Below are 3,220 nucleotides of genomic sequence, written 5' to 3'. Positions count from 1 at the left end.
GCCGGTGCACGTTCCCAGGCCAACATCGACGCCAAGTATTCGTTCTCGGCTTGCAGCGACATTCGGTTGATCGACGATTCGATCGACTCGTCACGGTACGGCTCCAGCTCATCCCGAAGCCGCGCGTTGGCCAACATTAATTCGACTTCGTCGATCGTTTGTCGGCGGGTTTCTCGCATGTCCATCTAAACCGGTTGGCAGGGGGGGAGGCAGCTAGGCTGGTGCAAAGGATCGGTCGACCGGTCCGCAGGCAACCCCGGAGGGGCACCGTTTGGCTGACCGAGTCGTCCAACGATGCCCTGATGGTATCTGTCCTTTGCCGCCACTCAACTTGCAACTGAAGCAAAACCGCGGTTTCAAATCAATTTCGTCGCTCCGGCCTTGGCTTGATCGTTACGAACGGAATGGCTTATCAGAATTTGCCGTCAATTCGCCAGGCAACGCGTGTCTTTCCGAAAAGAATGCCTCCCGTCACTGTCATCGCGAGACCAGATCTCGGTACAGCTGGGCGTGACGCTGGACCATTTTCTCGACCGAAAACGCGTCCTCGATCCGCTCCCTGGCGGCGGTCCCCAGCCGATCGGCGACTTCAGGGTGCTCGAGTAAATCCAGTGATTCGCGGGCCAGCGCGGCGCGGTCTCCCAGCGGAACCAATCGTCCGGTTTGATCGTCGAGGATCAAATCTCGATTGCCGGGAATGTCCGAAGCGATCACCGGGATCCCGGCCTGCATGGCTTCGATCACCGCGTTGCTCTGGCCTTCATACTCGCTGCCGATCCAAAACAAATCCGCATGAGGCAGCAGTTCGGCCACATCATCCCGCGCGCCGGCGAAACGAACATGTTCGGGGATGGTGACGGAGTCGCGAAAACGCAGCAGTTCAGCTTTTTGGGGACCGTCACCGATCACGACCAACGTGGTGTCGTCACGCGTGCAAGCGAGCAGTTCGGCCGCCCAGATCAAATCACGATAACGCTTTTGCGGCCACAGGCGGCCGACCGCCAGCACCAACTTTCGCTCCACCGAGACGCCGAGCCGCTCAAAAGCTTGCGAACGCGAGATCGGCGTCACCGTCCGAGGTGGAATGCCATTGGGGATGACATGAAACAGATCGGAGACGACGCCATGACGCGCATAGAATTCCTGAACCCCGGAACTGTTGGTCGTGATCGCAGCCGAGCGTCGTGCCAGAAACCGATCGATCCGAAAATGCCACCAGGTTTTCCAGGGGTCGACGCAACGTTCACTGGCGACAATCACCGGAACCTTGGCCAGCAGCGCCGCGGCGCGGCCGAAGCTGTTGGCGGCGAACAACCAGGTGTGCACCAGGTCGGGCGACCAATCCGCCAACGCCCGTCGTAAGCGAAACAACGCCGACGGATCCGCCTTGAAACGTTTGCCGATCACGGTGATCGAGATTCCAGCTTGTCTCAACGATTCGCTTCTCGGACCGTCGCGTGTCAGCAGGAAGACTCGCACGTCGAATGCGTCGCGCGGCAGATTTTCAGCTAACAAGGCAAGCTGTTTTTCGGCACCGCCTCGGTCCATCGTCGGAATGATCAGCGCGATTCGAAGTTTCATTGCGCGTTTTCCATCGACGTCGATTGCGAAGGGCTCGGGAGCGATTTGGCGGCGAGTTGGCGAAAGAGCGTGACATAGCGCTCGATGGAGTCGCTACGTGATCGGGTCCGTTGCATGATCCGGCGCGTCTGCTGGGCGCGTCGGCGAGCCTGTTCCAGGTTGCCGACGATCTGCTCGATCGCGAAACGCAGGGTCTTGGGGCGAGCCGGATCGAACCACCAGACCAAGGCCCCGGCTTGCTCGGACGCCCCGTCGAGGGCTTCTGAATCGGCTTGGAGTGCATCGGCTCGACGCTCGATGATCCGCCGCCGGACATCGGACTCGCCGACGCCAAAAAACTCGCGCGCCGTTTCGGTATTGGCCAGCACCAGCGGCAACCCGGCCGCGATCGCGGTCGGGACTTGATGCTCAAATCCCTGGTCGCCGACGTGGACCATCAAGTCGGCTGCGGAATAGACATCGTCCGGTGATCCGAACGAGCCCGGCATCGCCATCGATTGTCGCAACCCGTCGCTTTTCAGTCGCGAGTAGATCGTTTCACGCAGCGGGCCATCGCCGACGAACCAAAACTGTAATCCTGGGATGTGATTGGAAAGCAGGTACGCCGATTTCACCAGTGTCATGATGCCCGAACTTCGATCCAGTCGTTCGACCGACAGCACGACCGAGCAGGCGTCGGGGACGAACAGATCGCCGTTGATCCGCGACATCGCCCGGCGAAGATTTTTAAGACTCGACAACCCCTGCTCCTTCGTCGGACCGACCCCATGGGCAATGCGATGAGTCCGTGTTTTGTCGCCGCCTTCGGCCAGCCAGCGGCGATGGGCCGAGGCGCTGTCTAGAACGACGGCAGCGGCCTCCATCACGGCCGATCGACAACGCTTTCCGATGCGACTGTGTTTGAAGAATTCGAAATCGCTGCAGTCGCCGTGTCCGGAAAGCCGAACCACCGAGGGAACACCGATCGCCTGAGCGGCTTCGACCGCCGCGATCGCTTCTTCACGACCGGCGTCGCAGTAGACGATGTCGCACGCGGTCGGGTCGGATTCGATCCAGTCACGGAGGTAGCGAATGTAGCGTGATGCCGTGCGGTCACCCCGTGCCGTCCAACCGGTTCGAAACATGCGAATCGGGCGATACACCTGGCATTCGCGAAACGAAAACCTCTCGGCCCAGGAGCCGGCATATTTCGGCGTCACGACCGACACCTGAATCCCCGCCAGCCGCAAGCCGGTGGCAAGTTCCATCAGATGGCCGGCCGAATCGATCGACCCGTGCGGCCAAAAGTGTCGACCGATCAACAGAACACGGACGGGGCGTTCCAAACCACTCACTGTTTCGATTTGTGCTCCGTCGCTTCGATCTCGTGCGTCTCCAAGACCGCCAGGTAGGGCAGGTTGCGGTACATGTCCAAGTAATCCAATCCGTAGCCGACCACGAATTCATCGGGGATTTCAAACGCCACAAAGTCGGGACGCAGCGACACGGCATGCTCGCGATGCTTGTGCAACAACACCGCAGTCTTGGTCGATTTTGCGCCGAGGTCCTTGATCATCCCCGACAACCGATCCAACGTCCGTCCGGTGTCAAAAATATCATCGACCAACAGCACCTCGCGATCTTTGACGTCGATCAGCAT

3 protein-coding genes are annotated in these 3,220 nt (G+C 60.0%); all 3 read right to left on the bottom strand.

Annotated elements, in window-relative coordinates; translation table 11 throughout:
* Positions 1 to 477 precede the first annotated feature (477 nt).
* Positions 478 to 1,581, bottom strand: coding sequence for a glycosyltransferase family 4 protein (locus tag ABX749_RS27220; RefSeq protein ID WP_372898795.1), 1,104 nt, complete (start codon positions 1,579 to 1,581; stop codon positions 478 to 480).
* The gene (locus ABX749_RS27215) at positions 1,578 to 2,915 is read right to left on the bottom strand and encodes a glycosyltransferase (protein WP_372898794.1); all 1,338 of its coding nucleotides are present in this window, start codon (positions 2,913 to 2,915) and stop codon (positions 1,578 to 1,580) included. The genes ABX749_RS27220 and ABX749_RS27215 overlap by 4 nt, the downstream gene beginning before the upstream one ends.
* The coding region (locus ABX749_RS27210) for a phosphoribosyltransferase (RefSeq protein ID WP_372898792.1) at positions 2,912 to 3,220 on the bottom strand (309 nt) is incomplete at its 5' end. The genes ABX749_RS27215 and ABX749_RS27210, both read right to left, overlap by 4 nt.

Origin of the sequence: Stieleria sp., assembly GCF_041595215.1 — a bacterium.
Taxonomy (GTDB): domain Bacteria; phylum Planctomycetota; class Planctomycetia; order Pirellulales; family Pirellulaceae; genus Stieleria; species Stieleria magnilauensis.
This window is presented reverse-complemented; position numbering and strand designations above follow the sequence as displayed.

Coding starts and splice junctions, on each gene's coding strand:
- ABX749_RS27220 (WP_372898795.1), bottom strand. CDS start 1,581: ATGAAACTTCGAATCGCGCTGATCATTCCGACGATGGACCGAGGCGGT.